The organism is Anaerocolumna jejuensis DSM 15929 (assembly GCF_900142215.1).
Classification (GTDB): Bacteria; Bacillota; Clostridia; order Lachnospirales; family Lachnospiraceae; genus Anaerocolumna; species Anaerocolumna jejuensis.
Genome location: NZ_FRAC01000032.1, coordinates 11,916 through 38,561, shown reverse-complemented (window position 1 = coordinate 38,561; position 26,646 = coordinate 11,916). Strand labels below are relative to the sequence as shown.

Here is a 26,646-nt window from a genome sequence, read left to right as displayed (position 1 = left end):
CTTCTCCTTTAGATATCCATTAAGCCATGCTCCATTAAGAGCTCTTCCAATCTCTCCTGCTTCATGGGCTTTGGTATTACGAACATGTCATTGCCGTCAATCTTCTGCGCCAGTGCTCTGTACTCATCGGCCTGGTTCACTGTGGGGTCAAAGTCTATAACAGTCTTTTTATTAATCTCTGCTCTCTGTACCATGTTATCCCTGGGTACGAAATGTATCATCTGGGAACCAAGCTCCTTTGCAAAGGCAGCCACCAGTTCCGCTTCGCCGTCAACCTTTCTGGAATTGCAGATAATCCCGCCAAGCCTTACACCGCCGGTATTGGCATATTTCTGAATACCCTTTGAGATATTATTGGCTGCATAAAGGGCCATCATTTCACCGGAAGCCACAATGTAGATCTCCTGTGCTTTTCCTTCACGGATTGGCATTGCAAAGCCGCCGCATACAACGTCACCCAATACATCGTAAAATACATAATCCAAATCATCCGTATAAGCACCTAACTGCTCCAGCAGGTTGATGGAGGTAATAATTCCCCTGCCTGCACATCCGACACCGGGTTCCGGGCCACCGGACTCTACGCAGCGGATATTGGAAAAGCCTTCCTTCAGGATATAATCAAGGTCAATATCCTCTCCTTCTTCCCTTAATGTATCCAGAACTGTTTTTTGTGCCAGACCGCCCAGTATAAGTCTTGTTGAATCCGCTTTGGGATCACACCCTACAATCATGATATTTTTGCCCATCTCACCAAGGCCCGCTGTCAAATTTTGTGTCGTTGTTGATTTACCGATTCCGCCTTTGCCGTAAATTGCGACCTGTCTCATACGAAAATCCTCCTTAAACAAAGAATGTTGTTAGTGGTTTTGCCTGGTAACTGCTAGCAAGGCAGTCATTACAGCCAATAAAAAACGCCATTACTTTCGTAATGACGTCTCTGTCTGATAGAGTGCATGCAATTTCTATTGATGAGATTTTATCATTTAGGTGTTTCCTTTTCAATGCATTAATCTGTCAATCATTTTACTGATTTCTTTCTGTTTTTTTACAATTTCACCTAGTAAATTGATGAATATTTTGATTACTACTGTTCCCTCGCCCAAAGAAAACCTTATATGTGAAGAGGCTGCAAACACCGTCTGCAGCCTCTTCACATTTAACTTATGGTTAAGTATATAGAATTATACTCTAATTGTCAATCTCTTAAATATTAAAGAAGTTCCTTTACTTTGCCTTCTACATAGCCTAAATCATCCATAGGCTCAAATCTGGCAGCCACATTTCCCTCCTTGTCTATCAGGAATTTGGTGAAATTCCATTTGATACTGGGCTTTTTGTCAAAGTCAGGATCATCTTTCTTAAGCATCTGGTTTAAAACGGGAGTTAATTCATGTGCTTCGTCAAAGCCCTGGAAGCCTTTCTGGCTGACAAGGAACTTGTACAAAGGATGCGCATTCTCTCCGTTCACTTCTATTTTGGAGAACATGGGGAAAGTGATTCCGAATTTGGCATCACAGAAGCTGTGGATTTCCTCATTGCTTCCCGGTGCCTGTGCCCCGAACTGGTTGCAGGGAAAATCAAGAATTACAAAACCCTCGTCCTTGTACTTCTCATAAAGATCCTGCAGCTCATCGTACTGAGGTGTAAAACCGCACCTTGTAGCGGTATTAATAATTAAAAGCACCTTTCCGCGGTATGCGTCCAATGAGATTTCTTCATCCTTTATATTGTTTACTTTAAAATCATGTACTGTCATAATAATCCTCCTTCACAAATTTAAGTTGATTTGATTTTATTTATCTTAATTAGATTGTATAAAATATTATTTGTTTTGTCAATACTTACTATTGACATTTTACTGGTTTTTTATTACTATTAAATTGCATAAAATTTATTTGCATTTTTATTTATGGCAATATCGCTGACTGGTCTGCTGGCCTGACAGCGGTATGCAATAAATATAAGAGTGAAAGAAAATATTATTTTTGAAAGGATGCCACTTACAGCTTCTTTCACTTATTTTTATTTGTGGCAGTATCACAGACCGGTCTGCTGGCCTGGCTGGGATATGCAATGGGTATAAATATGAAAAATAAAATAAATGAAACTCCATCCGGCGATGAAATCCTCAGGCTTGACAATCAGCTTTGCTTTGCGCTATATGTCTGCTCGAAAGAAATAATAAAAAAATATAAGCCTATCTTAGAGCCTCTTGGCCTGACTTATACCGGTTATATTACTATGCTGGCCTTATGGGAGGAAGATAATCTAACTGTTAAGGATTTGGGTAATAAGCTATATCTGGATTCCGGAACTTTAACACCCCTCTTAAAAAAGCTGGAAGCCCAGAATTTAATTAACCGGGTCAGAAGCTCTAATGATGAACGGAATGTTGTTATAACCTTGACAGAAAAGGGCCGCGATTTAAAGTCACTGGCAATTAATGTTCCAAAAGACCTTGTATGCTCCGTCCGCTTTGACAAAGAGACTATTTCCAAGACCATCGGTAACCTTCATTCCATCATGGAACTTCTTACAGATGAGGAATAAAAGTTATCACACCCCTGCCATCTTTGCATACATTGATTATAAAGTCTGATAGCGGGAGTTTTAAGTTCTATGACCATATATGTTGTCAAGCCAGGTGATACCATTTCCTCTATTGCAAATCAATATGGTGTTACCTCCAACAGAATCATTACAGATAACGAATTAACAAATGCCAATAATCTTTTGGTCGGTCAAAGTCTCGTAATACAATTTCCTGAAGTAATTCATACAGTAGCAGAGGGTGACACTCTATATGGCATTGCACAAGAATATGGCGTCACCCCTACAAGGCTCCTTCAAAATAATCCCTGGATAGCCAACACAGAATTCCTGATTCCGGGAACTGTACTTGTTATACGCTTTCGCCGTGATGAAAACTTTGGCGACATCGTGATTAATGCCTATGCCTACCCCTACATCGACCGGACAGTCTTAAGAAAAACTCTTCCCTTCCTGACCTATCTGTCCCTGTTTACCTATGGCTTTACACCGGAGGGTGATTTAATCCCAATTGACGATACAGAATTGATCCAACTGGCCAGAGATTATAACGTTGCCCCTCTCATGGTCCTGGCTCCAATGGATGCAGGCGGTAATTTCAGCAACGAAATCGCCCATGCAATGTTTACAAACCCGGAGGGCCAAAGCCGTCTCATAGATAATATTCTCTCCAATGTCCAGAATAAAAATTACAGCGGTGTTGATATTGACTTTGAATTTGTTCGTCCCGAAGACAAAGAAGGCTTTATCAGCTTTATTTCTGCTTTAAAAAACAAGCTGGAGCCTAACGGATATATTTTAACAGTTGCACTGGCACCCAAAACTTCCGGTGAACAAGCCGGACTTCTCTACCAGGCCCATGACTACCCGAGAATTGGCGCTATTGCTGACAAGGTATTGTTGATGACCTATGAATGGGGCTACACTTACAGCTCCCCTATGGCAACCGCTCCCTTAAACAGCGTCCGAAGAGTTCTTTCCTACGGCGTCTCCGTCATTGACCCTGATAAGATCCTTATGGGTATGCCGAACTATGCTTATGACTGGCCTCTTCCCTACGTTGAAGGCCAATCCAAAGCAGAGACTATCAGCAATGTGCAGGCCATTGAAAGAGGGGTGCAATATGGTGTTACCATCCAGTTCGATGAAGCCTCCCAGGCTCCTTTTTACTACTATACAAATTCCGATGGAGTGGAGCACGTCGTATGGTTTGACGATGCCAGAAGCATGAATGCCAAATACCGTCTGATACCGGAGTTTAAATTAAATGGTGCCGGCGTATGGCAGATCATGAACTATTTCCCAGGGATGTGGCTTGTGGTAAATAACCTGTTTAATGTTGCTAAGGTTCTTTAAAGTCTAATTTTTCAGAGGTTTCAAAAATGGAAAGACAAATTGATAATTTGATAGATTCCAATAATCTGCATTACAAGTGGGAATCCCATGTTATGGCACCTGACATGGATATAGCCCCCTATCAATACTCCTATAAAGTCCGGCGTTTCAGCCTTCGGGCGGAACCGGTTGAACAGAAAATTCTGCCTGAAATCACTCTGAATGCTTTTGGCTACAACCAAAAAACACCCGGCCCAGTAATTATCATGAGGCAGGGTGAATGGCTTTTTTTAACGTTGGAAAATAAACTCTCCGTTCCTACAAATCTTACAATCCAGGGCTATGTCAAACCCGGTGCGATTATAGGCTTACCGGATTTTAATTACAACGGGCCGATTATTAATCCTGATGAATCCTATACCTACAAGCTTCTATGTGACAAAACAGGTGCCTTTCTATACCATTCCTCACAGGATTTTCAAGTCTCTCTGGGGCTTATTGGTGTTCTTATAATACTTCCCTTTGGGGATACTTTAGAAGCAGACGATATCCCGGATAAGGATTTTGTGTTTTTGATGCAGCAATGGGAGGTATCGGAACTGCCCCTGGGTAAAATCATACCCGGCAGCTATACCCCCGACATGTTCCACAGAAATCCGAACTTTTTTACCCTGAACGGCAGGTGCTATCCCTATACCTCTCCCATCTATTTATGCGACGGCGATAAGGTACGGATGCGATTTCTTTCAAAGGCCGGAGAAGCCGGCTGGATTCACCTGGAGGGTCATCATTTCCGGGTTCTTTCCATTAACGGCTTCTCAAGGGATAACCAGTACATGGATATTGTTAATGATACTCTGGAGTTTAATTCCGGCGTCCGCACCGACATCGCATTGACAGCAAATAACCCGGGAAAGTGGCTGATTAATGCAACTGCGGTATTTCATCAGTCCAATAACGGCGTTTTCCCGGGCGGTATCATGTCCAATATTTTATATTTTTAATTATTCTTCCAAAACCCTGCTTAAGAATTCCCTTGTTCTTTCCTGAGCTGGATTATTAAAGATATCTTCCGGATTACCTTCTTCCGCAATGACCCCTTGGTCCATAAATACGACTCTGTCCGCTACGTCCCTTGCAAAACCCATCTCATGGGTTACAATCAACATGGTAAGTCCCATTCCTGCAAGCTCCTTCATAACCTTTAAGACTTCGCCGACCATCTCCGGATCAAGAGCTGAAGTGGGTTCGTCAAAGAGCATGACATCCGGCTCCATGGACAAAGCTCTTGCAATTGCCACCCTTTGCTTCTGGCCGCCGGAGAGCTGTCTTGGTTTTGCATTGACGAACTGCTCCATTCCCACCGTTTTCAAATATTTCAGGGCAACTTCCTTCGCCTCTTCCCTGTTCCTTTTAAGGACCTTGAGCTGTCCTATCACACAGTTGTCCAGCACATTATAATTGTTAAAAAGATTGAACTGCTGAAAAACCATACCTAATTTTGTCCGGTATTTATAAATATCATGCCTGTCATCCAGGATGTTTTCACCATTGTAAAATATCTCTCCGCCCGAGGGCTTTTCCAACAGGTTAATACAGCGGAGAAGTGTTGATTTACCGGAACCGGAGGAACCTATGATACAGATTACTTCCCCTTTGTTCACACTAAAATCAATGTCTTTTAATACAGCATGTTCACCAAAGGATTTGCTTAAATGCTTTACCTCAATTAAATTATCCATAATTATCCTTCCTTTCCTTTCTATCCTTATTTTGCTGCCCTTTTTGCACCGTCTTCCGGCTTTTCAACCTGCATCTGGTTGCCAAGCAGTATATAATTATCCGGTCCGTCCAGTTTCTTCTCGGCAAATCTGAGAATCTTGGTAACAGTGAAGGTCATAATAAAGTAAATGATACAGGTTATAAAGAAGGTATCATAATAATGGAAGGTGGTACCTACAATTGACTTCGACTGGTAAAACAGCTCTGATACGGCGATTACACTTAACACAGAGGTATCCTTAATATTAATGACAAACTCGTTGCCCGTTGCAGGCAGGATATTACGGATTACCTGGGGCATAACGATATACCGCATGGTCTTTATATGATTCATTCCGATTGCCTGTGCCGCTTCAAACTGTCCCCTGTCAACGGATATAATACCGCCTCTTACAATTTCGGACATATAGGCACCGGTATTGATGGAAACAATAAAGATAGCCGCAAAGGTCTTGTTCATATCTATGTGCAGAGCTTCGGCAGAGCCGTAGTATATAAGTACAGCCTGTACAATCATGGGCGTACCGCGAAACAGTGCGATATAAGCAGAAAGAATTGCATTGATTATCTTTATTATTATCTTTTTAACTCCTCTTTCCGGTACCGGAATGGTACGGATAACTCCTATCAAAAGACCTATGAAGGAGCCTATAACGGTTCCGATAATTGATATGTATAAGGTTGACCAGGAGCCCCGCAGGAACATGGGCCAATAGTCAGCAAATGTTTGTGCTATTCGTGTAAAACTCATCCTTCTCCTCCAAACTCTAAGAAAAACCGGCTGCAGACATCACACCCGGTTTTTCCTCTGCGAAATTTTTCTTTCCGGCAAAGGCTATTTAGCTGCCGGCTGATTCTTTATAGCGGTATCCATAATGCTTGTACGATCATCTTCGGAAATTCCCGCAAGAACTTCATTTATTTTGGCTGTTAAGTCACTGCCCTTTTTCAAGCCGACAGCAATTGCCGTATCATCATCCGATGTCTGAAAACCATCCTTAAATTCCACCATGACGAATTTATCGTTGGCATTAGAAGCACTGACACCCTCCGGACGTTCGGAAACATATCCGTCAATGATACCGGACTCCAATGCAACTCTCATGGAAGGGAAATTATCCATCGCAGCTTCCTTTTTAACCCCGTTAATCTGGTCAATTACTGTATAATGGAAGGTATTTAACTGAGCTGTGATTTTGGCTCCCTTAAAATCCTGAATGGAGGTTGCCTTTTCAAAAGCACCGCCCTTCTTAACTACCATAACCAGATTTGATTTATAATAATTATCTGAAAAATCTATGGTTTCTTTTCTCTTTTCAGTAGGTGACATACCGGCAATAATGGCATCAATCTTTCCTGAGGTCAAAGCAGGTAAAAGTCCGTCCCATTCTGTCTTAACAACTACAAGCTTCTTGCCCATACCATCTGCAATTTTCTTGGCAATCTCAATATCATACCCGCCTGCATATTCGGAAGCACCGTCAATTGGCACTGCCCCGTTGGAATCACCTAACTGTGTCCAGTTAAAAGGTGCATAACCGCACTCCATCCCTACACGGAATACATCAGCATTGGCATCCTCTCCGTCCTGGCTTCCCGTACTTTTGGTATCTTTGGTACCGCAGGCAGTTAGGATTGCTGCAATGGACAAGGTCATTGCCAATATTGCCATCCATCTTTTTTTCATAGCTCATCTCTCCTTTAATTCGTCCCTTTAACAGGGTAATGTACAATAAAAAAAGTCCCCTTAAATCTAAAAGGACTTTCTAAAAACAGCCCACACAATCCCAGATGAGATAGCACAACTTACCAGACTGGGTAGTCTGATAAGACAGTCCTGCAGCTGTTAACTGCAGACCCAGCAGTATGCATTGAGGATGCATAACCACTTCGGCGATATTTCCTTCTCTCAATCTTCCCAGCTCCTCTGCTCCAATTAAGACTGTTAAATACCGCGCCTCTACCTCACTGCCATAGTGAGGTCATATTCAATTTATGTTTTTTATCTTACAACACAAGTCTTGGCTTGTCAATCCTCCTGCATCATTTTTTCTTCATATAATACATGAAAATGCTGCCATCCGCAGTTTTTACTCTCCTGAAAAAGAATTTTAGTTTCGTATGTTGAATGAAACTTAAGCATATATTAGGAAATATACCAATAAAAGGCCCTGGTGCAATGAAACAACCTATAAGAAAAATTATACATGGTCTTATCCTGATTACGGCTACTCTTCTCCTTCTTTTATTATATGACCATCTTTCCCATAACAATCAGACGACCTCTCCCGCAAACGGCACAAATTTAAACACTAAGCCTTATACTATTGGCTGGTCCGTATATAACAGTGATTATGAATTCTTCAATACAATGCAGAATGGTTTAATTGATAAGGCAAAAGAACTTGGCATGAATGTAATTACACACAATCAGAAAAGCAGTACTTCCGAGATGATATCCGGTGTAACAAATCTGATAGCCCAGGGCATTGACGCTCTTGTCATATCCCCCATCAATCCCGATGCCATGCCAATCATATCCTCCATGACCCAGGACGCCGGCATTCCTCTTGTTATTGTCGATATCGGAACGGGAGATTCCCTCTATGATGCCTTTATTGTTTCCGATTCCTACGGAGGGGGTGTCCTGGCTGCTGAATACGCTTTAAGATTAATCAGCACCAATAATATTACGAGCAAAAATGCCGCAATCATCAAAACAGAAGAAACAGCAACCTATGCCAATAAACGAGGCGACGCCTTTAAAAGGGTTATGAATGACAGAGGATATAACGTAGTGGCAGAAATCAGAGCCGATTCCAGAGAAGATTTAGGGTATCAGGCAATGAAAGAGATTCTCTCCTCCTACGGGGACGATTTGGCTGTGGTTTTCAGTGAAAATGACCGCATGGCACTGGGAGCTTCAAGAGCCCTGGAGGAAGCCGGCAAGACCGGAAAGATTATGCTGATTGGCTTTGATGGTGATTCTGCCGCAATAGATGCCATAAAGAAAGGTCTCATGCAAGGTACCATTGCCCAGAATCCTTATGAAATGGGCTCCTTAGGAGCACAAACTGCATATGAACTGCTGACTGGCCAGCATATACGGTTTGATGACTGGGTTGACAAGATGCTTCTTGTTGAGATAAACCTGATTGATTCAAGCGGTAATCCCACCCCCTATCTGCCTTAAGCATACATACATTTTCAATTGTTTTATCCTGAACAACAACTTTTATTACTATTTATTTTCTATTTAACATTCAAAAACAGGTATCCTTCCTACTTTACTGCCATAAACGCTCATATTTTCCAGTAATATTTTGTAGATTTATGGTATATATTGTTCTATAATAGTCCTATTGATTATGTAAACTACATTCACGACCGGGAGGATATTACATGAAGAAATTATATTGGTTCATCCTGGGTGCGCTTATTATATTCTGCGTGGGCGCCCTTGGATTTGAGAATTTAAACTACCGCAGTACGGATATGTCCTACCCCTCTTTCCTTCAGGCAGCGGAAAATGGTCAGGTAAATTCTGTTACAATTACACCGGGCGGTTCCACTTTTCACGCCATGATCGAGAAGGACGGACTGAAAAAATATAACATCCCTGATCCTAAAACGGAGAACTTTACAGAATATCTTCTGCTTCATAATATAAAAATTAATTACACGGAAAACAGCATTTTTCTTCGAATGCTTCAGATCCTTTTCCTTGTAGCAGCAGGAAGTGCCATTTTCTTCTTTATCAGAAAGAATGGCGGTGATAAGCCTCTAATTTCGGATTCCTCAAAGAAAACGCCTTCAGCACCATCCATTACCTTTAACCAGATAGCCGGCAACACAGAAGCCAAGCTGATGGTCGAGGATATCATTTCTTTTATCAAGGACCCTGAAAAGTATAACAGTGTCGGTGCAAGAATGCCAAATGGAGTTCTTTTATACGGGCCTCCCGGAACAGGTAAAACATTGATGGCAAAAGCAATTGCAGGGGAAGCCGGAGTACCCTTTTATGCCATGAGCGGCTCTGATTTCGTCCAAATGTATGTCGGTGTAGGTGCAAGCCGTGTCCGCTCCCTCTTTAATAAAGCCAAGAAAAGCGAAAGAGCTGTTATCTTTATTGACGAAATCGATGCTATCGGTAAAAAACGTGCCAGAAACGCCAATGCAAGCAATGATGAGCGTGATCAGACACTTAACGCACTGCTGACAGAAATGTCAGGCTTTCACGATAATAATGGTATTGTAGTAATCGGAGCTACCAACAGGCTGGACACCTTGGATGATGCACTTTTAAGGCCGGGACGCTTTGACAGACAGGTAGAAATCGGTCTTCCCGATGTAAATGCCCGAAAAAAGATATTAAGCTTATATGCCAATGAAAAACCCCTTGCCGATAACGTGAATCTGGACAGCCTGGCAAAGTCCACGGTCTATTTCAGCGGAGCAATGCTGGAAAATCTGCTGAACGAAGCCGCCATCAATGCTGCCAACGATAAACAGTCCGTTATTGCTAAGGAGCATGTGGATAAGGCCTTTTATTCCGTGATCGCCGGTGCCCCTGTTATGGACCGCAGCTATATTTCCGAAAGGGATAGAAAAATAACGGCTTACCATGAAGCAGGACATGCCCTGGTTACGAAGCTTCTGACTCCTGACCAGTATATATCCAAGGTAACCATAATTCCCAGTGTCAGAGGAGCAGGCGGCTTCAACCTGTCAATTCCAAAGGATACCCTGTTCAAAACAAAGCAGGGGATACTTTCAGAAATCATGGTCTTACTGGGAGGCAGAGCTGCTGAGGAGCTTATATTCGGCAAGGATGATATTACCACCGGAGCAAGCAATGATATTGAAAAAGCTTCTACCCTCCTTTATAACTATATGAGCAGGTACGGCATGGATGACGAGATGGGTATGTTCAGCCAGGCAGCCCTGGAAGATACCATGGATAAAGAACTTCTTTCCAAATGCCGCCTTCAGATGAAGGAATTATATGATGAAGCCAAGGAGCTGTTAGAAAGCCATCTTAACTTACTTGAGAAAATAACAGAAGAACTTCTGGAGAAAGAATCCTTAAATGGAGACGATATAGACAGAATCTGTGCGTAAAGAAACCGCGAAAAAAATGTGCCCAAAGAACCGTGTAAAAAATGTGTGTAAAGAACCATGCGCAAAAACTGTGTATAAAGAACCGCATAAAAAATATGTACAAAGTACTGGACGAAAAAACTGTTTACAAAGAACCATACCCCAAAATGTGTACAAAGAGCTGTGCATAAAAACTGTGCCTAAAGAACCCTACGCAAAAACTGCATTCAAAGTACTGTGCGCTGAAACTACAGAGAAGAACAGTTACAAAATAAACATAGCTGTCCTGCTATTCAAAAACCATATAGAGAGCAAGATAACCTTTGCTCCTTATATGGTTTTGATTTATTTATGATCTATAATTTTATCTTTTGTAATAATTTCTTACTTCATTAGAATCTTGGCATCTTACATATTAATCTTGGTATTCCACATCAATTACAGGAACTCCTAATTTTATCTAATTCAATATGCCTTTTATTAAATTCGTGTAATCAGTTTTTCCCAAGCAATTCCTTGATCTTATCTTCCATTTTGCCTGGATTTACATTGGGTGCAAATCTTTCTACAACATTTCCTTCCCTGTCAACAAGAAATTTCGTAAAGTTCCATTTTATACTGCTTCCCAAGGTACCCTTGGCTTCATTTTTCAGATATTTATAAAGAGGATGGGTATTGCTTCCGTTCACATCTACCTTTTGGAACATATCAAAGGAAACACCGTAATTTAACTGGCAGAAGGAATGTATTTCATCATTATCTCCTGGGTCCTGGGCGGCAAACTGGTTACAGGGGAAGCCTGCTATTTCCAGACCATCTGCCTTATATTTCTCATACAACTCTTCCAAATCCTTGAACTGGGGAGTGAAGCCGCACTTACTGGCTGTATTCACTACAATTAATACCTTCCCCTTGTATTCCTCCATAGAATGTTCCTTTCCATCCATTTTTACTGCTGAATAATTATAAAATTCCATAATAGGCCTCCTGTTTATTTTTTATATTTTTTATAATTTAATTGTTTACAATATAATTTATATATACCCTATTTGATTGCATTTGTCAAGCATTTTATGAAGTTTTTATATAGTGGAGTCCTGAATAATAAATATTTCAAGTTTGATGAAGAAGACATTGTTAATGACCCTTTATTTTCTATGCTCATTTTTATAAAGATGTAAATGACAAATATATTGATTTAAAACAATCTTATACTGTATAATATTACCATATCTTTAGTTTACGATTGTTTACAAGACGCATACTGGATATACTTTATATTTTGGGAGGTGAAGATTTTGATTGTTATACCAACATTACATTGCGGTGGTCGTTGTGAGGAAGCGATTGCATTATATAAAAAAGCTTTTAATTTAGAAGTTGATTGGCAGGGAAAAGATGAACAAACAAACCTTATATATCATACTGAAGCCCGAATTGGAAAACAAAGAATTAGATTGTCTGATGGCGGCACAGAACGAGAGGGAATTCAAGCAGATTCCTTATTCCTTGCTGTGGTATTTGACACAGTTGCAGATGTCGAGAGGGCATTTGATATTTTAAAAGAAGGTGGTACTGTTATAGAAGCACCTCATAAGCCAGCCTTTGCGACCTGTATGAGTGAATTAAAAGACAAATTTGGTTTTAAGTGGTTCTTAATGGTTGACTAAAAAAGAGCAATACGAGACCGTTTCAAAGTCCGTGTAAACTCGAAAAACTGATATAAAATTTTATTGTACTTTATGGGCAAGGCCATTTTCCATTGGTTCTTGCCCATGCTTGTATTATAAAACTGTTTTTAGGGTTGTCAAGTAAAACTCCCCTTTGGCAGTCTTAATACCTTGATTTTTCCCCTTTTAGGATAACCTTTCTTCAAAGAATATCTCCAACTGGGAATGAATCTGCCCCCAGTCCTGACGGTGCCCTGTCCATTTTTTTGTGATGTCCATCGTGGCCAGGTACAGCATTTTTAGCAGGCTGTCATCTGTGGGGAACACGGTTTTGCTTTTGGTAACCTTCCGGAGCTGCCGGTTAAAGCCCTCTATGGTATTTGTAGTATAGATAAGTCTGCGGACCGCTTCGGGATATTTAAAATACGTGGAAAGGTTAGCCCAATTGTCCTTCCATGACTTTGCTATTTTCGGGTATTTTCCTCCCCATTTTCCATCAAACAAATCTAATTCACCTAATGCGATATCTTCTGTAGGTGCAGCATACACACACTTTAAATCGACCATGAGCGGTTTGATATCCTTGTAGGATACAAACTTTGTCGTGTTCCGTATCTGATGGATAATGCACTGCTGGATTTCTGTTTCCGGGAAGACCGCTTCAATCGCCTGGGGAAATCCGGTCAGACCATCCACACATGCAATTAGGATATCCTGTACTCCACGGTTCTTTAAACCGTTCATAATGGACAGCCAGAACTTCGCACTTTCGTTTTCGCCGACATACATACCCAGAACATCCTTGCGTCCACTCATATCAATGCCGATGGAGATATAAACAGCCTTTTTTACAATCCGGCCTTCACTTCTGACATGAAAATGTATGGCATCCAGGAACACGACAGCATAAATATCTTCCAGTGGCCGTTCCTGCCATTCTTTCACGATAGGGAGTATTTTGTCAGTAATCCGGCTGATGGTACTGTCGGAAATATCGATTCCATAAAGCTCCTGCATATGGCTCTCAATATCTCCGGTGGTCATTCCTTTGGCATACATGGATATGATTTTTTCCTCCATGTCCTGTGTCAACGTGTTTTGATATTTCTTAACGATTTTAGGCTCAAACTCCCCATTTCGGTCACGGGGAACGTCCAGTTCCATGTCTCCATAGCTGGTATGTAATGTTTTTGAGTTATAGCCATTTCTGCTGTTCTCTGTTTCTTTGTTCCGAAAATCGTACTTGGAGTACCCCAATTCCTCCTCGATTTCGCCATCCAGACTACCTTCCAGAATGACAGACATCATTTCTCTCATGAGAGCATTGACGTCTGTTCCATTCTTAACTGGATTTTCTTTCAGATATCCATTAACCATTTCACGTAGTGCCTGTCTTTCGGGAGATTCGTCCCTTCTTCTCTTTGCCATAAAATAAAACCTCCAAACTGAGTAATTTTATTTTACATCAGTTTGAAGGTTTACACAAACTTTAGGATACTCCCAGCAATCCACTAATAAGCATTATATAAAGTTTAGTTGTTCGCTAACTTTGACAATTATTAAGCAAAGGAGGGAAACGAACTCCCTCCTAAATCTATACTATCTGCACGATTAAATCCGTGTCTATATTTTTAACTATAATATATTAAGCCCCCGTGTCTGCGGGTTGTAAGAAACCAGAGTCCTAAATCAAACTCGATTCTCTTTCCTTCATCCGATGCTATTGCCTTCACCTTATCCTCTGTTATCTCCGCAGCCGTTATGGTTATCCAATGCCAGCCCTGTATGCGCTTTTCCTCACCCTTTGAAAGATTCAGGAAAGCAATCGGACAATCCGCTGAAAGACCGTCCCTTACAAAGTCCATAAGCTCGGAAAGCTTTCTTTCCGCCTTTGGTACCTTGTCTGTGGTCAGAACCTTAGCAGTTAAGGCAGTATTGCGGTCTTTTAAAAACCGGTCAAAACCATCGGTAAACTTTTTCACATGGTTGACCCCCATTGCTCCCGGTGTAACATATAATATTAAATCTTCCATTTGCTTTGTAAAATCGGATTTTTCCATTGTTTCATAAGGATATAGATTTTTTAAGCCTTTGCCGGAGGCAGCCAGATAAGCAGATAAATTGGCGGCACTGGTTGCCCCGCAGCCGGCATCTTTATTCCACTTCTTTTCATACCATTCCTGATCACCGCCAAAATAGGCTGTATTGTCAACACTGCTTGTTATCCTAAGCAGTTCCGGATTTTTTACTGAAACAAACATAAAATAGCCTCCTTTGAAAATCTAACGGATTCTGCCGTCATAAGTTAAAATCGTACCATACAGGTCAGGTCTTCTATCCCTGAATATTCCCCATTCAATACGTGCCTTTTCGAGTTCTTCCAAATCAAACTCCGCAGTCAGAATCTCTTCCTTCTCCCTGCCGGCCTCCGCTATCATCTCTCCGGTGCCGCCGGTTATAAAGGAGGAACCATAAAAGGTGATTTCAGAATCCTCCGCTTTTTCAGTTCCAATACGGTTGGATGCGACCACCGGAACCAGATTGCTGGCAGAATGCCCAATCATACATCTTTGCCAGTGCCCCTTGGAATCTACCTCCCTGCTCTCCGGTTCTGAGCCGATGGCTGTGGGGTATAGCAGGATTTCTGCTCCCATAAGTACCATACACCTGGCAGCCTCCGGAAACCACTGGTCCCAGCAGATACCTGCTCCTATTCTGCCGTATTTTGTTTGAAATACCTGAAAGCCGGTGTCTCCCGGGTTAAAGTAATATTTTTCCTCATATCCCGGCCCGTCCGGTATATGGCTCTTACGGTAAACTCCCAGGATTTCACCGTCCGCGTCTATCATAGCCAATGAATTATATCTGGCATAATTACTCTTTTCATAAAAGCTTATGGGAAGTACGACCTTTAACTCTGCCGCAAGCCTTCTAAAATGTACAACTGCCTTATTTTCGGCAATCTCTGCCGCATATTCATAATATTCCGGCTTTTCCTTTTGGCAAAAGTAGGGGGTCTCAAAAAGCTCCTGAAGCAAAATGATGCCTGCTCCCTTTGCGGCTGCTTCCCGCACCAGTCTGTCCGCCTTCTCAATGTTTTTCTCTATATTATCGCAGCAGCTCATCTGAGTAGCTGCAACCGTGACCTTTCTCATGGCAACCTCTTTTCTGTATGGAGATTCTGATTGGAATTTCTCCTTCTATTTTTTGCTGTATTTACGTTGTTAATATGTGTTAAAAGGTGTTTTTTCAATCAGTTATTTTCCTATGGGCATCTGCTGGGTAATGCAATGAACATTTCCGCCTTCTTTTATAAGAGGCATCCCATCCACCGTTCTTATTCTTCTATCCGGAAAGGTTTCTTTTAAAATTCTTTCTGCCTCTTTATCGGTATCCGCCGCATCTTCACCAAATACGGGCAGGATAATTCCTCCGTTTACAAAATAAAAATTAATATAGCTTAAGGTTAACCGCTCACCCTCATACTCCCTTTTGGGAGGCTGCGGCAGTTTTACAATTGCAAGGCTTCTTCCAAGTGCATCCCTTTCCTCTTCCAAAAGCCTGAGATTATCTCTGTTTATAAGGTAATTGGGGTCTTCCTTCTCTTCACAGACCTGGATTATGACCTTGCCTGGGCAGGCAAAGCAGGCTGCGTTATCTACATGGCCGTCTGTTTCATCACCATACAGGCCCTTTTTCAACCAGATTATTTTCTGAATACCAAGTCTTGGCTTAAGGATGCCTTCAATCTCTTCCCGGTTCAGACGGGGATTCCGATTTATATTCAGGAGACATTCTTCCGTTGTCAGAAGAGTTCCCTCTCCGTCAGAATGAATGGAGCCTCCTTCCAATACGATATCCACCTTCTCCTGGGGCACATTATAGTGCGCTGCAATTTTCCCGGCTACCTTATCGTCCAGGTCATAGGGCTTGTACTTCTCCCCCCAGGCATTGAATTTCCAGTTCATTGCAGCAAGCTCCCCCTCTTCTCCATATACAAAGGTAGGCCCGTTGTCCCTGCACCAGGCATCGTTGTGGGGAATTTCAAGAAGCGCTGCATATTCTGCTATCTCCGTAAGGTAAGGGTGCTTCTCTCCTTCGTTTATTATAACCGTAACCGGCTCAAATTCACTGATTGCCTTTATAACCTCTTGATATCCCCTTAGTACCTCCTCATAATTTTCAGGGTATATGAGGGATGCCTTAACCGGCCATTCTATAAAAGTCCGTTCATGCTTTTTCCATTCACCGGGCATTAAAAAATTCATATTCTTCAGTCCTTCTACATTTTTATTTCAATATTATATCTATTTCTATCCTATCTATCAATATTTTTTCGATAAATTCTAACGAATTGATTGACATGTACCCAAAAGTTACACATAATTAAAGGTAAGATTTTTTTGGAAGGAGCAGGCTTATTTTTTGGCCTTTACTGCTATGCTGATTATTTCTGCTGCACTTTATAGTGAAGCAAAACCTTTTATTGAATTTTATAACCTAAAAAAAGACCTGTCCTACCCTTCTTTCCAGGTTTTTAGAAAGGAGGATACCGTACTGTATATAACGGGTACCGGCCCTATGGAAGCTGCCATCATTACCGCCGCCTTCCTGACCCGGGAATCTCCTGCCGCTGCTGATTTATTTTTAAATATCGGCATCTGCGGAAGCAGACGAAGGGATTTACCCCTTGGAACTCCGGTGCTGTGCAATAAGCTTATCGAAGCAGAAACAGGACGTACCTACTACCCCGATATTCTGTATACCCATCCCTTCCGGGAGGGCAGTATTATTACTTCCTGCCGCAGACAGACGGCACTTCCGGATTCTGCAGAAGGTTCCCTTGTGGAAGATGGCTTCAGAAATGAAAATAGTTCTACTTCAGAAAATGGCTTCATAACATCAGGTGCGACCTTACCGGCGGAGAACGCATTATCCTTTGCAGACATGGAGGCTGCCGCCCTCTATCAGGCAGGACGTTACTTTTTTCAGCCCCATCAGATGTTCTTTATTAAGATAATATCCGACTACCTTATGCCGGCACCCCCATCTTTGATGGAAGCTATTGATGTTTCCAGGCTGGTCGGTGATAATGTTGCAGTGATAGCCCAATGGATAAACGGGCTTTTGAATAAATTTTCAGAAACGACCAATGATTTTACTAAAGAGGAAACCGAATATATCCGCCAGTTGTCAGAAAGCCTGAAATTATCGGTAACCATGGAGCACGAGCTGACGCAGTATCTGCGGTACTGCAAGCTGGTAAAGGGGGATTTCCTCACCATTACCAGCTTGCTGGCAAAGGAAATGCCCCTGCCGGTTAAGAGTAAATTGGAAGGAAAGAAATACCTTGACTACTTTAAGAAAAACCTTTTATAATTCGTTTTTTTCTCACATATATATAGAACAGGAAGCTTATGATTATACCGTTACCAGAAGGATTCTGGACCGCTATCCTGATGCGGAGCTTATACCTGTAACCCATTACAAGGATGTATTTAACCGGAGCGGTCAAAATTATATGGAGCAAAAAAAGAGTCCGTCCCTGATACTTGCCAAAAACCGTACTTCCTTAATTTACGAAGGTGCTCCTACCTGTCAGGATTTTGGAAACAGCCACTTTTACTATACCTCCTGTGTTATGAATTGTATCTATGACTGTGAATACTGTTACCTCCAGGGCATGTACCCGAGTGCAAACCTTGTTATATTCGTAAATCTGGAAGATACCTTTAATGAACTGGAGCTGCTGCTTTCACAGAAAGATATTTACCTTTGTATTTCCTATGATACGGACCTGATGGCCCTGGAGCCACTCCTTGGATTTGTGAAATCCTTTTATGATTTTGCCGCCTCCCATAAAGGGCTTACTATTGAATGCCGTACCAAAAGTGCCGCCTTTACTCCTTTAAAAGAGCTTGCGCCCTTAAAGAATTTCATTTTTGCCTGGACCTTATCTCCTCCCTTTGTACAGGAAGCCTTGGAGCATCATACCCCCGCCCTCGCACAAAGGCTTGATGCTATCGATAATGTCCTTTCCATGGGTTTTCCGGTACGTTTATGCTTTGACCCCCTTTTGGCCGTTAAGGACTGGAAGGAAATGTATTCCGCTTTTTTCCTGGAAGTATTTGAAAGAATTCCTCCCGATAAGATAAAGGATGCAAGCCTTGGCTGTTTTCGTATACCGAAGGACTTCATGAAGGTCATGAGAAAGCAGCGCAGGGACTCCCTTGTTCTGCAATATCCCTATTCCACTTCTTCCGGGGTCTTAAGCTATGATAAAGCTCTGGCAGAAGAAATCCTTGACTTTTGCAATTTAGAGTTGACGAAATGGCTGAAGGAGGATAATATTTATCTCTGGAAGGAGACAGTAACATGAAAACAGCAATAGTGACCGGTGCCTCTTCCGGTATCGGATTGGAAATCACCCGAATGCTGCTTGAGCTTGATTACAGGGTTTATGCTTTCGGCAGGAATTTTCCGCCGGATACGCCAAACAGTAAGTGCTTCTGCCCCATTACCTGTGATATCACCAATACCCTCCGGTTAACAGAACATATCAAAGAGATACAAAAGCAGGAGGAAATACACCTGTTAGTCAACAATGCCGGTGTAGGGTATTTTGGTCCCCATGAAGAATTAAATCAGAAAAAAATACATGAAATGGTCTCTGTAAATGTAGAAGTGCCCTTGTTGCTAAGTCAGCTTTTACTCAGAGATTTAAAGAAACATAAAGGAATTATAATCAACATATCTTCTGTTACTGCGTCAAAGAGCAATACCCACGGCTGTGCCTACGGTGCTACAAAGTCAGCTCTGACGAGCTTCTCTGCAAGCCTGTTTGATGAAGTAAGAAAGTATGGTGTTAAAGTATGCACCATACACCCGGACATGACAAAGAGTAATTTTTACCGGAACGCAGACTTTAAGGAAGGCGAAACTTCTGACACTTACCTGCTGCCCGAAGAGGTGGCAAAGGCTGTCCAAATGATGATAACGAGCAGGGATGGGCTGGTGGTTTCGGAAATCACCTTAAAACCACAGCTGCACCGTCTGCAAAAAATAAATGATAGGAGAAAATCATGATAACTCTGCTAAATACACACTTAGATTATAGAATGACCGCATTAATCGGTATTCTTTTTACCTATGCGGTTACCTTTTTGCTGTTAAAATTCGGTACAGGTATACTGCCAAGAGACGGAGGCCGGGAATTCGCCCATGACGGTAAGCTCTCCCAGGGAAAGCCAAGAGGGGCAGGCTTCTTGTTTATTCTCACCTTTGCTATTTCCACTCTGCTCTTTCTTCCTGTTACCACAGAGGAACTGATCTATGTCATTATGCTCTTAGCTGCCATGCTTACGGGATTTTTAGACGACTGTTCCAAAACTCCCTGGGGAGAATTAAAGAAGGGACTTTTAGACTTTGCCATAGCACTTACCACTGCCATTACCTATGTTAACTTTAATTCCTCCACCTTTGAAATACCCTTTATAAGCAGCCCTGTTACCGTTCCTCCTGCCCTGTTTGTCATTCTGGCTACCATATTAATCTGGGTATCTATTAATGTAACCAACTGCTCTGACGGCGTTGACGGCCTTTCCGGTACTCTTTCCGTGATTACACTGTTAACGGTTTTTGGCATAGGAAGAATTAAGGGCATGGACCCTAATGATACTTATATGATCTTGATCATGGTCTCCTGTATTATGAGTTACCTGTGGTTTAATGCTACCCCAAGCCTTATGATGATGGGGGATGCCGGTTCCAGAGCTCTGGGCTTTTTTATCGCCATTGCCATATTAAAAACGGGCAGCCCTTTACTATACATCCCTGCAGCCTTTATGCTTATTTTAGATGGCGGACTTGGCCTTTTAAAGGTATCCTTAATCCGCTTCTTAAAAGTCCATATTTTAAAAAACACCATAACTCCCATCCACGACCATGTACGGAAGAAGCTTGGCTGGTCCAATACGCAGGTAGTATTTAAATTTGCCATAATCCAGGTGCTGATTTCCTTTACCCTGATATGGCTCCTGATATAATTATTGCCGGCAAAACATATATCGGCTGAAAGCAAAGCTTTATCTCTTTCCCGATTTCCAGCATAACATAAAAAATTCCCTCTAAGGGGAATTTTTTATGTCTGTTATTCTGTTCCTTATTTTGCTTTCTTAGAAGCAGCTGCCGATGAAGAAGCCTGAGGAGCCGACTTCTCTGCACCCTGTTTTTTCTTAGGTGCTTTCTTTGGATTTTTATCTCCCATCTGTCTCACCTCCTAACCTTAACCTTCCTGGAATTAAATGATATCTATAACAGATAGTCTGTTCTCATTGTATTTCATTTTCCATATATTGTCAATTATTACCTCTGCCCTATTATTTTCTATAATTATATCCCAATTTGTAGCTTTCGTCAAAATATTTATTATATCACATTCTTTTCATTGACTTTAATGCTATTTTTACGGATTTTTTCTGTCATTAATCCTTTTCTTGCTTAATAACCTGCTCATTCCTTCCAAATCCCAGGATGTTTTACGACAATGCCGGATGGCTTTTAACTCCCTCGAAACAGACAATCCCTGATTCTGTATTGATTCTGCCCTGATACAGGACCGATTTTTGCTGTATCAGACTGTTTCATGCACAGTTATAATACCGAAAATTATTTAAAGGCATATATTGCTATTATATAAAGCTTTCCTTTGCTCCTGGAAAATTTTGTACCAACTGTCCGTTATTTTAAATAGAAAGTGAATTATGTAATGATTTTGTCACACAAACTTAATTTGAAACCTGCTAATATCACTGTTATAATGATATAAGACATAGATTTAAAAATGCGCTCCATTTTTTAAATCTTTCTATTTAAGCAGTATCACAAGCTAGCTTGTGATATGCATGGGTATTAGATTTAAAAATGCGCTCCATTTTTAAATCTTTCTATTTAAGCAGTATCACAAGCAAGCTTGTGATATGCATGGGTATTAGATTGAAAAATGCTATGCATTTTTAATCTTTTATTTAAACAATATCGCAGCAGACTTGCGATATGCATGGGTATTATGTTGGAATATCTTATAACAAAGATATAAAACTTTTATCGAAAAGATCATATAAACCTTCAAAGACTACAAGGAGAAGCTGGATGAAAAAAATAATATTCTCAATACTGCTGCTTACTATTCTTGCGGCAAGCGGCTGCAGCACACAGAATAAAAATGAACAAGTGATTAAAAATGTAGATAATTCTGCCAGCCGGACAGATGTTATAACGGCAGATGCAGATGATAATAAATCAAAAGCAGCCGCAGATAGTACCTCAACCCGCCTGTTACCCGCCTATGTAAAGAGCCAGGATGAAAATAAATATGGATATATTGATGAAACCGGTGCTTTTGTAATCAATCCTGTCTATGATCAGGCATCTGATTTTAGTGAAGGCTTTGCCGTTGTATTTAATTCGGAAGATAATCAATACAGTGTTATTGATTATACTGGCAAGAGCATCTACAAGAGCTCTTATAACATAGGAAGCTATCATGATGGCATGGCTGTTTTTGATGATTACAAGGATGGTAAAACCCTGGAGGGCTATATAGATACTGCCGGCAATATCATTCTGCCTGCCGTATACGACAAGGCATCGGAATTTAAGGATGGCACAGCTTACGTATATGCGGACAAACAGATTAAGAAAATCGATAAGACCGGCAAAGTACTAAGCAGCGTTGATATCAATAAAAACGATATTTATATCTCTGATTTCCGTGATGGCTATATTGTTTACAACAGTGTCGGAAGCAGTATCATGGAGGCAATGGATTACAAGGGCGCAAAGCTTCCACTTCCCAACAATGTATCCTCTGACTACACCGGATACGGTAACCTCATGTATTTAGGCAATAATATATTTGCCGTTATGAAAAAAAGCGGAACAGAGGACTATTCCTCTACCTTTACAACTCCCTATGCCCTCTTTGATGCAAATGGCACCAAGCTTACAGATTATATTTTCTATGATCTGAGCAGCTACAGTAACGGATATGCCTCGGCAACGGATGATACCAGCACTTATTTCATAGATACAAAGGGTAAAGTGGTTGATACTTTACCAAAGTTTGAAGGAAGGGGAAAACTTACTCTTACCGGAAATGTAATTAAAGCAGAGATAGATGATATCCTGACCTACGAAACCTCTGACGGAAAAGTCTTTTACCAGACCTCTGATGATGTGAAGCTCAGTTCCTCTCTTACCTTAAAGGCAGAGAAGTTCAAGCCAAATAAATATGTTGTAGTTCACTATCCGGTCCTTACCGGTCTTTCTGACGGCTCGGTAGAAAAAAAGATTAATGAGAAATTATATACAATTTTTGTTGAAGGCCGCAAGGATATAAAAAAGGAAGATAATCTCTCCGTCGATGATTCCTTTACAGGAAAAACGATAAATAACCTTTTACTCCTGAACAAATCAGGCTATGACTATTCCTTTGGAGCTGCCCACGGCATGCCAATTAACAACTACTATCCGATTGACCTTAAGACCGGAGAAATTTATAAACTAAAGGATTTGTTTCTGGAAAACAGCGACTATGTAAAGGTATTAAGCAAGAAGGTAGCTGCTAAAATTAAAGAAGAGTCTAAAAAAGAGCAGTCCATGTATTTTAATGATTCTTTCACTTCCATACAGGAGGACCAGTACTTTTATTTGGATAATAATAACCTTTACCTTTATTTCTATCCCTACGATATCGCTCCTTATGCTGCAGGATTTCCTGAATTCAAGATTCCCTTTGACAGCATAAGCAATATCATCAATAAAGACGGTGACTTCTGGAAAGCTTTTCAATCGGATAAATAAAAAATAGGATATATTTGAAGGGGACTGGCGCAATCTGTTTGCACCAGTCCCCCTTTTTTACTTATTTTCCGTATGATTTTTTTCCGTAGAATTCTACTTCCATAAGATATATCTTCTGTATGATTTATCCTTCGTATGTTTTATCTTTTATGATTTTATCTTCGTAAGCCCTTATAATTTCAGGAAAGAGAAAATTTCTTTCGGTAACCGCATTTTCTGCATAATTCTTCTACGGCTTTTCTATTTGAAAAGCCGCTATGGATTGCCTTGGCCCGAGGGCTGTTTATGATATCCTCTAAGCTTTTCTCATAGATATTGCCAAGGCTTATTGCTCCCTCCCCATCAAGACAGCAGGGAATCACCGTACCATCCGCCAGTATTCCGGCATGACTTCGTAAGCCATAGCAAAATCCCTTTCCCTCATCCTCTTCCTCCGTAAGGGAGGGCCAGGTAAATTGGTAATCTCTGCTGATATATACCCGGTCCGCAATCTTTATCCCTCTTCCGGGGGCTGCCAAATGTTTAAGCGAACCTTCTATCCCATAGGCTTCTTCAAGTATTTTCAGATATTTACCGGTATCGTCCATTTCACTGTTCTCACCGCTCTCCTCTTCTTCTGCCAGGCCTTGGTCAGCCTCCTGGTCCAGGTTCCAGAAACGGTATGATATATTCGTCTTTGTTGTCCTTAGAAGTTCTTCCGAAGCCCAAAGTATGTCCTGCAAATACTTTTCCTTCTCTTCCTCTCTGCCTCCAAAGCTGTGAAGGGAGAAATTCACCTGCCGCAAGGCATCCTTCCCTGCAAGCTCCTTTAATACTTTTGTAATCAGGGTACCATTGGTCGTGATATTGACCTTGATCCCATAGTTATTGCAGATATCAAGAAAAGCTCCCAGCTTGGGATGCAGTAAAGGCTCCCCTTTCACATGAAAACAGACATAATCTGTATGGGGGTTAATCTTTTGGATTATTTCTTCAAAGGACCTTTCCGACATAAAGGCCATGTCCCTTTTGGTCCTGGGGCAAAAGCTACAGGATAGATTACAGACATTTGTTATCTCTATATAAATTTTCTTAAAGCTTTTCATATCACATAATGCCCTTGGGCATCCTTTCTAATTATTTTGATTTTATATTTGTTCCCAATGCAAACCCATGACCGTCCCTCCGTCTATCATGTATTTCCATTCCGTCCCATGCATTGGAAACATGCCATCATTTTTTCAGCAATATGGCATAAACCCTGCAATATTGCACAGAATTAAGAGTATCAGATTCCTTCTGTTTTTACAATTAATTTTAATAAATTGCCCTTACTTTTTCGTTATATTATCTTTTAGGAGGCTATGAATGTTTACGGAACAACGTCTTACACAGGCTTATAAAACAGCAAAAGTAGAGTATTTTGATAAGAATTCCAAATATATTATATTCAGCGACTGTCACAGAGGAGATGACAGCGCCTCGGATGAATTTGCCAAGAACCAGCATGTCTTTCTTCACGCCCTGGATTACTACTATAACAACGGATATACTTATATAGAGGCCGGGGATGGGGATGAATTATGGGAATATACGGATTTCAACTATATCCGTCTGGCTCACAGCGATGTATTCCTTGGCATGAAGAAATTTGCAAACGAGGGCAGGCTTATCTTCCTTTTTGGCAATCATAATATTTATCTGAAAAAAAGTAAATATGTAAGAAAGAATTATTACAGCTTCTATGATGAATACAAGCAAAAAAGGCAGAGCCTGTTTAAGAATCTTATTCCTCATGAGGCAATCGTATTAAAGCACCGGAAAACAGGTCAGGAGATTCTGGTCGTCCATGGGCATCAGGGAGATTTGATGAATGACCAGCTATGGTTTATCTCCATGATCATGCTTCGCTACATCTGGCGTTTCCTTCATGTTGTGGGACTTCACAATCCTGCCAGCCCGGCTAAGAACCTTTACAAGCGTCATAAAATCGAAAAAAATTATAAGGTATGGATCAATAAAAATAAACGGATGCTAATCTGCGGTCACACTCATAGGCCCCATTTTCCCAAGGTAAAGGAATTACCTTACTTTAACACCGGCTGCTGTATCCACTCCAAGGGCCTTACCGGTATTGAGATTATTAATGATACAATCAATCTGGTGGAATGGAGGGTAAAGGCCGATGAAGACGGAGCCCTTAATATTGTCAGAACTATTGTCAGAGGCCCTGAGAAAATCTGCAAATACCAGCAGTGTAATTTTCCGTTAAAATAGCCTCCATGTCGTATCCTGTACACTTTCTTTCTCGTGTTGACAAGTCCTCCCCTGGTGTTATACTATTAGATTGTTGACAATTCATAATTCGGGCATCATTAGTTTGATGATACCCGAATTATAGAGGTATAATAATATTTCAAGCTTTCAGGAAATATAGAAAAGAGGATAATATGGACTTACAGGAAAAATTTGATCTATTAAAGAAGAATCTCTCCGCTCTTGACAGCCTTTGTATTGCTTTTTCCGGCGGTGTGGATTCCACCTTTTTATTAAAAGCAGCCTATGATGTATTAGGCGATAAAGTACTTGCTATCACGGCCCGCTCTTCTACCTACCCGGAGAGAGAATACAGGGAAGCAGTGGAATTTACAAAGAAGTATGGAATTCCCCATGAGGTAATTTTATCAGAAGAGCTTGATGTGGACGGCTTTGCCGATAACCCTGTTAACCGCTGCTATCTGTGTAAAAATGAATTATTTGAAAAAATTGATGAAATTGCAAAAGCCAAGGATATCTCCTATATTGCAGAAGGTTCCAATATGGATGACTTGGGTGACTACCGTCCCGGACTTACGGCAGTATCAGAGCATAAAGTATTAAGCCCTCTGAGAGAAGCAGGGCTTACAAAAGAGGAAATCCGGTCATTATCAAAGGAAATGGGGCTTCCCACCTGGAATAAGCCTGCCTTTGCCTGTCTCTCTTCAAGATTCCCTTACGGCCAGAAGATCACAAAAGAAAAACTGGAAATGGTTGATAAGGCAGAACAATTCTTATTGGACCATGGCTTCCGCCAGGTTCGTGTAAGACATCATGGAGACATTGCAAGAATTGAAGTCGGACAGATAGAAATGGAAAATTTTTTAAATTTAGCCCTTATGAAAGAAGTCCAGGAGTATTATAAAAAGCTCGGATTTTCTTATACGGCCTTAGATTTAAAGGGCTACCGAACCGGAAGTATGAACGAAACATTATAAAATAAACCGTAATATTATACAAGACTGAAGATAGCATAAATCATGATAAAACCTTGATTTATGCTATCTTCTTTTATTTGTTCATTATTTACAAGTTCATAGAATTTACA

The 26,646-nt window shown here is 41.1% G+C and carries 24 protein-coding genes and 1 riboswitch; of the genes, 13 read left to right on the top strand and 11 right to left on the bottom strand.

Annotated features, from left to right (window positions below; all coding sequences use genetic code 11):
• Positions 1–8: 8 nt before the first annotated feature.
• Together nifH and BUB77_RS24255 are read right to left on the bottom strand one after the other, a co-directional pair.
• A complete protein-coding gene (nifH, locus tag BUB77_RS24260; RefSeq protein WP_073279762.1) occupies positions 9–830 on the bottom strand; it encodes a nitrogenase iron protein in 822 nt (273 codons plus the stop codon).
• Between the two features lie 383 nt (positions 831–1,213).
• Positions 1,214–1,759 (bottom strand): glutathione peroxidase, encoded by a 546-nt coding sequence (locus BUB77_RS24255; protein ID WP_073279760.1) that lies wholly within the window; start codon positions 1,757–1,759, stop codon positions 1,214–1,216.
• Positions 1,760–2,088: 329 nt separating this feature from the next.
• On the opposite strand from BUB77_RS24255, the gene BUB77_RS24250 reads away from it, so the two are divergent.
• The 3 genes from BUB77_RS24250 to BUB77_RS24240 all read left to right on the top strand — a co-directional run bounded on the left by BUB77_RS24250 (position 2,089) and on the right by BUB77_RS24240 (position 4,892).
• A complete protein-coding gene (locus BUB77_RS24250) occupies positions 2,089–2,553 on the top strand; it encodes a MarR family winged helix-turn-helix transcriptional regulator (RefSeq protein ID WP_073279794.1) in 465 nt (154 codons plus the stop codon).
• A 69-nt stretch (positions 2,554–2,622) separates the two neighbouring features.
• Positions 2,623–3,909, top strand: a complete 1,287-nt coding sequence (locus BUB77_RS24245; RefSeq protein WP_073279759.1) for a glycoside hydrolase family 18 protein — start codon at positions 2,623–2,625, stop codon at positions 3,907–3,909.
• A 26-nt stretch (positions 3,910–3,935) separates the two neighbouring features.
• Positions 3,936–4,892 (top strand): multicopper oxidase domain-containing protein, encoded by a 957-nt coding sequence (locus BUB77_RS24240; RefSeq protein WP_073279757.1) that lies wholly within the window; start codon positions 3,936–3,938, stop codon positions 4,890–4,892.
• Here the strand turns inward: BUB77_RS24240 and BUB77_RS24235 are convergent, their stop codons facing one another.
• The 3 genes from BUB77_RS24235 to BUB77_RS24225 all read right to left on the bottom strand — a co-directional run bounded on the left by BUB77_RS24235 (position 4,893) and on the right by BUB77_RS24225 (position 7,357).
• A complete protein-coding gene (locus tag BUB77_RS24235; protein ID WP_073279755.1) occupies positions 4,893–5,630 on the bottom strand; it encodes an amino acid ABC transporter ATP-binding protein in 738 nt (245 codons plus the stop codon). It abuts the gene before it with no gap.
• Between the two features lie 26 nt (positions 5,631–5,656).
• Positions 5,657–6,421: an amino acid ABC transporter permease gene (locus BUB77_RS24230; RefSeq protein WP_073279753.1), complete on the bottom strand. Its 765-nt coding sequence runs from the start codon at positions 6,419–6,421 to the stop codon at positions 5,657–5,659.
• Between the two features lie 84 nt (positions 6,422–6,505).
• Complete coding sequence (locus BUB77_RS24225) at positions 6,506–7,357, bottom strand: transporter substrate-binding domain-containing protein (protein WP_073279751.1); 852 nt, start codon at positions 7,355–7,357, stop codon at positions 6,506–6,508.
• A 102-nt stretch (positions 7,358–7,459) separates the two neighbouring features.
• Positions 7,460–7,641, bottom strand: a riboswitch (Lysine riboswitch).
• 208 nt (positions 7,642–7,849) lie between these two features.
• Between BUB77_RS24225 and BUB77_RS24220 the strand changes: the two genes are divergently transcribed.
• Both BUB77_RS24220 and BUB77_RS24215 read left to right on the top strand, forming a co-directional pair.
• Positions 7,850–8,863, top strand: a complete 1,014-nt coding sequence (locus BUB77_RS24220) for a substrate-binding domain-containing protein (RefSeq protein WP_073279750.1) — start codon at positions 7,850–7,852, stop codon at positions 8,861–8,863.
• A gap of 209 nt (positions 8,864–9,072) precedes the next feature.
• Positions 9,073–10,791: an ATP-dependent metallopeptidase FtsH/Yme1/Tma family protein gene (locus BUB77_RS24215; protein WP_073279748.1), complete on the top strand. Its 1,719-nt coding sequence runs from the start codon at positions 9,073–9,075 to the stop codon at positions 10,789–10,791.
• 473 nt (positions 10,792–11,264) lie between these two features.
• Here BUB77_RS24215 and BUB77_RS24205 read toward each other — a convergent pair whose 3' ends face one another.
• On the bottom strand, positions 11,265–11,747 hold the full coding sequence (locus BUB77_RS24205) for a glutathione peroxidase (protein ID WP_073279744.1): 483 nt from the start codon (positions 11,745–11,747) through the stop codon (positions 11,265–11,267).
• Positions 11,748–12,068: 321 nt separating this feature from the next.
• On the opposite strand from BUB77_RS24205, the gene BUB77_RS24200 reads away from it, so the two are divergent.
• Positions 12,069–12,440, top strand: a complete 372-nt coding sequence (locus BUB77_RS24200) for a VOC family protein (protein ID WP_073279742.1) — start codon at positions 12,069–12,071, stop codon at positions 12,438–12,440.
• Between the two features lie 186 nt (positions 12,441–12,626).
• On the opposite strand, the gene BUB77_RS24195 is transcribed toward BUB77_RS24200, so the two are convergent.
• The 4 genes from BUB77_RS24195 to BUB77_RS24180 all read right to left on the bottom strand — a co-directional run bounded on the left by BUB77_RS24195 (position 12,627) and on the right by BUB77_RS24180 (position 16,708).
• The gene (locus tag BUB77_RS24195; protein ID WP_139241311.1) at positions 12,627–13,817 is read right to left on the bottom strand and encodes an IS256 family transposase; all 1,191 of its coding nucleotides are present in this window, start codon (positions 13,815–13,817) and stop codon (positions 12,627–12,629) included.
• A gap of 254 nt (positions 13,818–14,071) precedes the next feature.
• Complete coding sequence (locus tag BUB77_RS24190) at positions 14,072–14,701, bottom strand: hypothetical protein (RefSeq protein ID WP_073279739.1); 630 nt, start codon at positions 14,699–14,701, stop codon at positions 14,072–14,074.
• A 21-nt stretch (positions 14,702–14,722) separates the two neighbouring features.
• On the bottom strand, positions 14,723–15,595 hold the full coding sequence (gene aguB, locus BUB77_RS24185; protein ID WP_073279737.1) for an N-carbamoylputrescine amidase: 873 nt from the start codon (positions 15,593–15,595) through the stop codon (positions 14,723–14,725).
• A gap of 102 nt (positions 15,596–15,697) precedes the next feature.
• Entirely contained in the window at positions 15,698–16,708 is a 1,011-nt protein-coding gene (locus BUB77_RS24180) for an agmatine deiminase family protein (RefSeq protein WP_073279735.1), read from the bottom strand.
• Between the two features lie 157 nt (positions 16,709–16,865).
• Here BUB77_RS24180 and BUB77_RS24175 point away from each other — a divergent pair, with 157 nt between their 5' ends.
• The 5 genes from BUB77_RS24175 (at position 16,866) to BUB77_RS24155 (ending at position 23,303) form a co-directional block, all read left to right on the top strand.
• Positions 16,866–17,819 (top strand): 5'-methylthioadenosine/S-adenosylhomocysteine nucleosidase family protein, encoded by a 954-nt coding sequence (locus BUB77_RS24175; protein WP_073279733.1) that lies wholly within the window; start codon positions 16,866–16,868, stop codon positions 17,817–17,819.
• Positions 17,791–18,819, top strand: a complete 1,029-nt coding sequence (locus BUB77_RS24170; RefSeq protein WP_073279732.1) for an SPL family radical SAM protein — start codon at positions 17,791–17,793, stop codon at positions 18,817–18,819. The genes BUB77_RS24175 and BUB77_RS24170 overlap by 29 nt, the downstream gene beginning before the upstream one ends.
• Positions 18,816–19,526, top strand: coding sequence for an SDR family NAD(P)-dependent oxidoreductase (locus BUB77_RS24165; RefSeq protein WP_073279730.1), 711 nt, complete (start codon positions 18,816–18,818; stop codon positions 19,524–19,526). Before BUB77_RS24170 ends, BUB77_RS24165 begins: the two co-directional genes overlap by 4 nt.
• On the top strand, positions 19,523–20,485 hold the full coding sequence (locus BUB77_RS24160) for an MraY family glycosyltransferase (protein WP_073279729.1): 963 nt from the start codon (positions 19,523–19,525) through the stop codon (positions 20,483–20,485). The genes BUB77_RS24165 and BUB77_RS24160 overlap by 4 nt, the downstream gene beginning before the upstream one ends.
• Positions 20,486–21,590: 1,105 nt before the next feature.
• Complete coding sequence (locus BUB77_RS24155; protein ID WP_073279727.1) at positions 21,591–23,303, top strand: WG repeat-containing protein; 1,713 nt, start codon at positions 21,591–21,593, stop codon at positions 23,301–23,303.
• Positions 23,304–23,482: 179 nt separating this feature from the next.
• On the opposite strand, the gene BUB77_RS24150 is transcribed toward BUB77_RS24155, so the two are convergent.
• Positions 23,483–24,388 (bottom strand): radical SAM/SPASM domain-containing protein, encoded by a 906-nt coding sequence (locus BUB77_RS24150; RefSeq protein WP_073279725.1) that lies wholly within the window; start codon positions 24,386–24,388, stop codon positions 23,483–23,485.
• Positions 24,389–24,650: 262 nt separating this feature from the next.
• On the opposite strand from BUB77_RS24150, the gene BUB77_RS24145 reads away from it, so the two are divergent.
• Together BUB77_RS24145 and larE are read left to right on the top strand one after the other, a co-directional pair.
• A complete protein-coding gene (locus BUB77_RS24145) occupies positions 24,651–25,559 on the top strand; it encodes a metallophosphoesterase (RefSeq protein WP_073279723.1) in 909 nt (302 codons plus the stop codon).
• A gap of 173 nt (positions 25,560–25,732) precedes the next feature.
• Positions 25,733–26,536 carry an ATP-dependent sacrificial sulfur transferase LarE gene (larE, locus tag BUB77_RS24140; RefSeq protein WP_073279721.1) on the top strand — a complete coding sequence of 268 codons (804 nt, stop codon included), beginning with the start codon at positions 25,733–25,735 and terminating at the stop codon, positions 26,534–26,536.
• Positions 26,537–26,646: the final 110 nt, after the last annotated feature.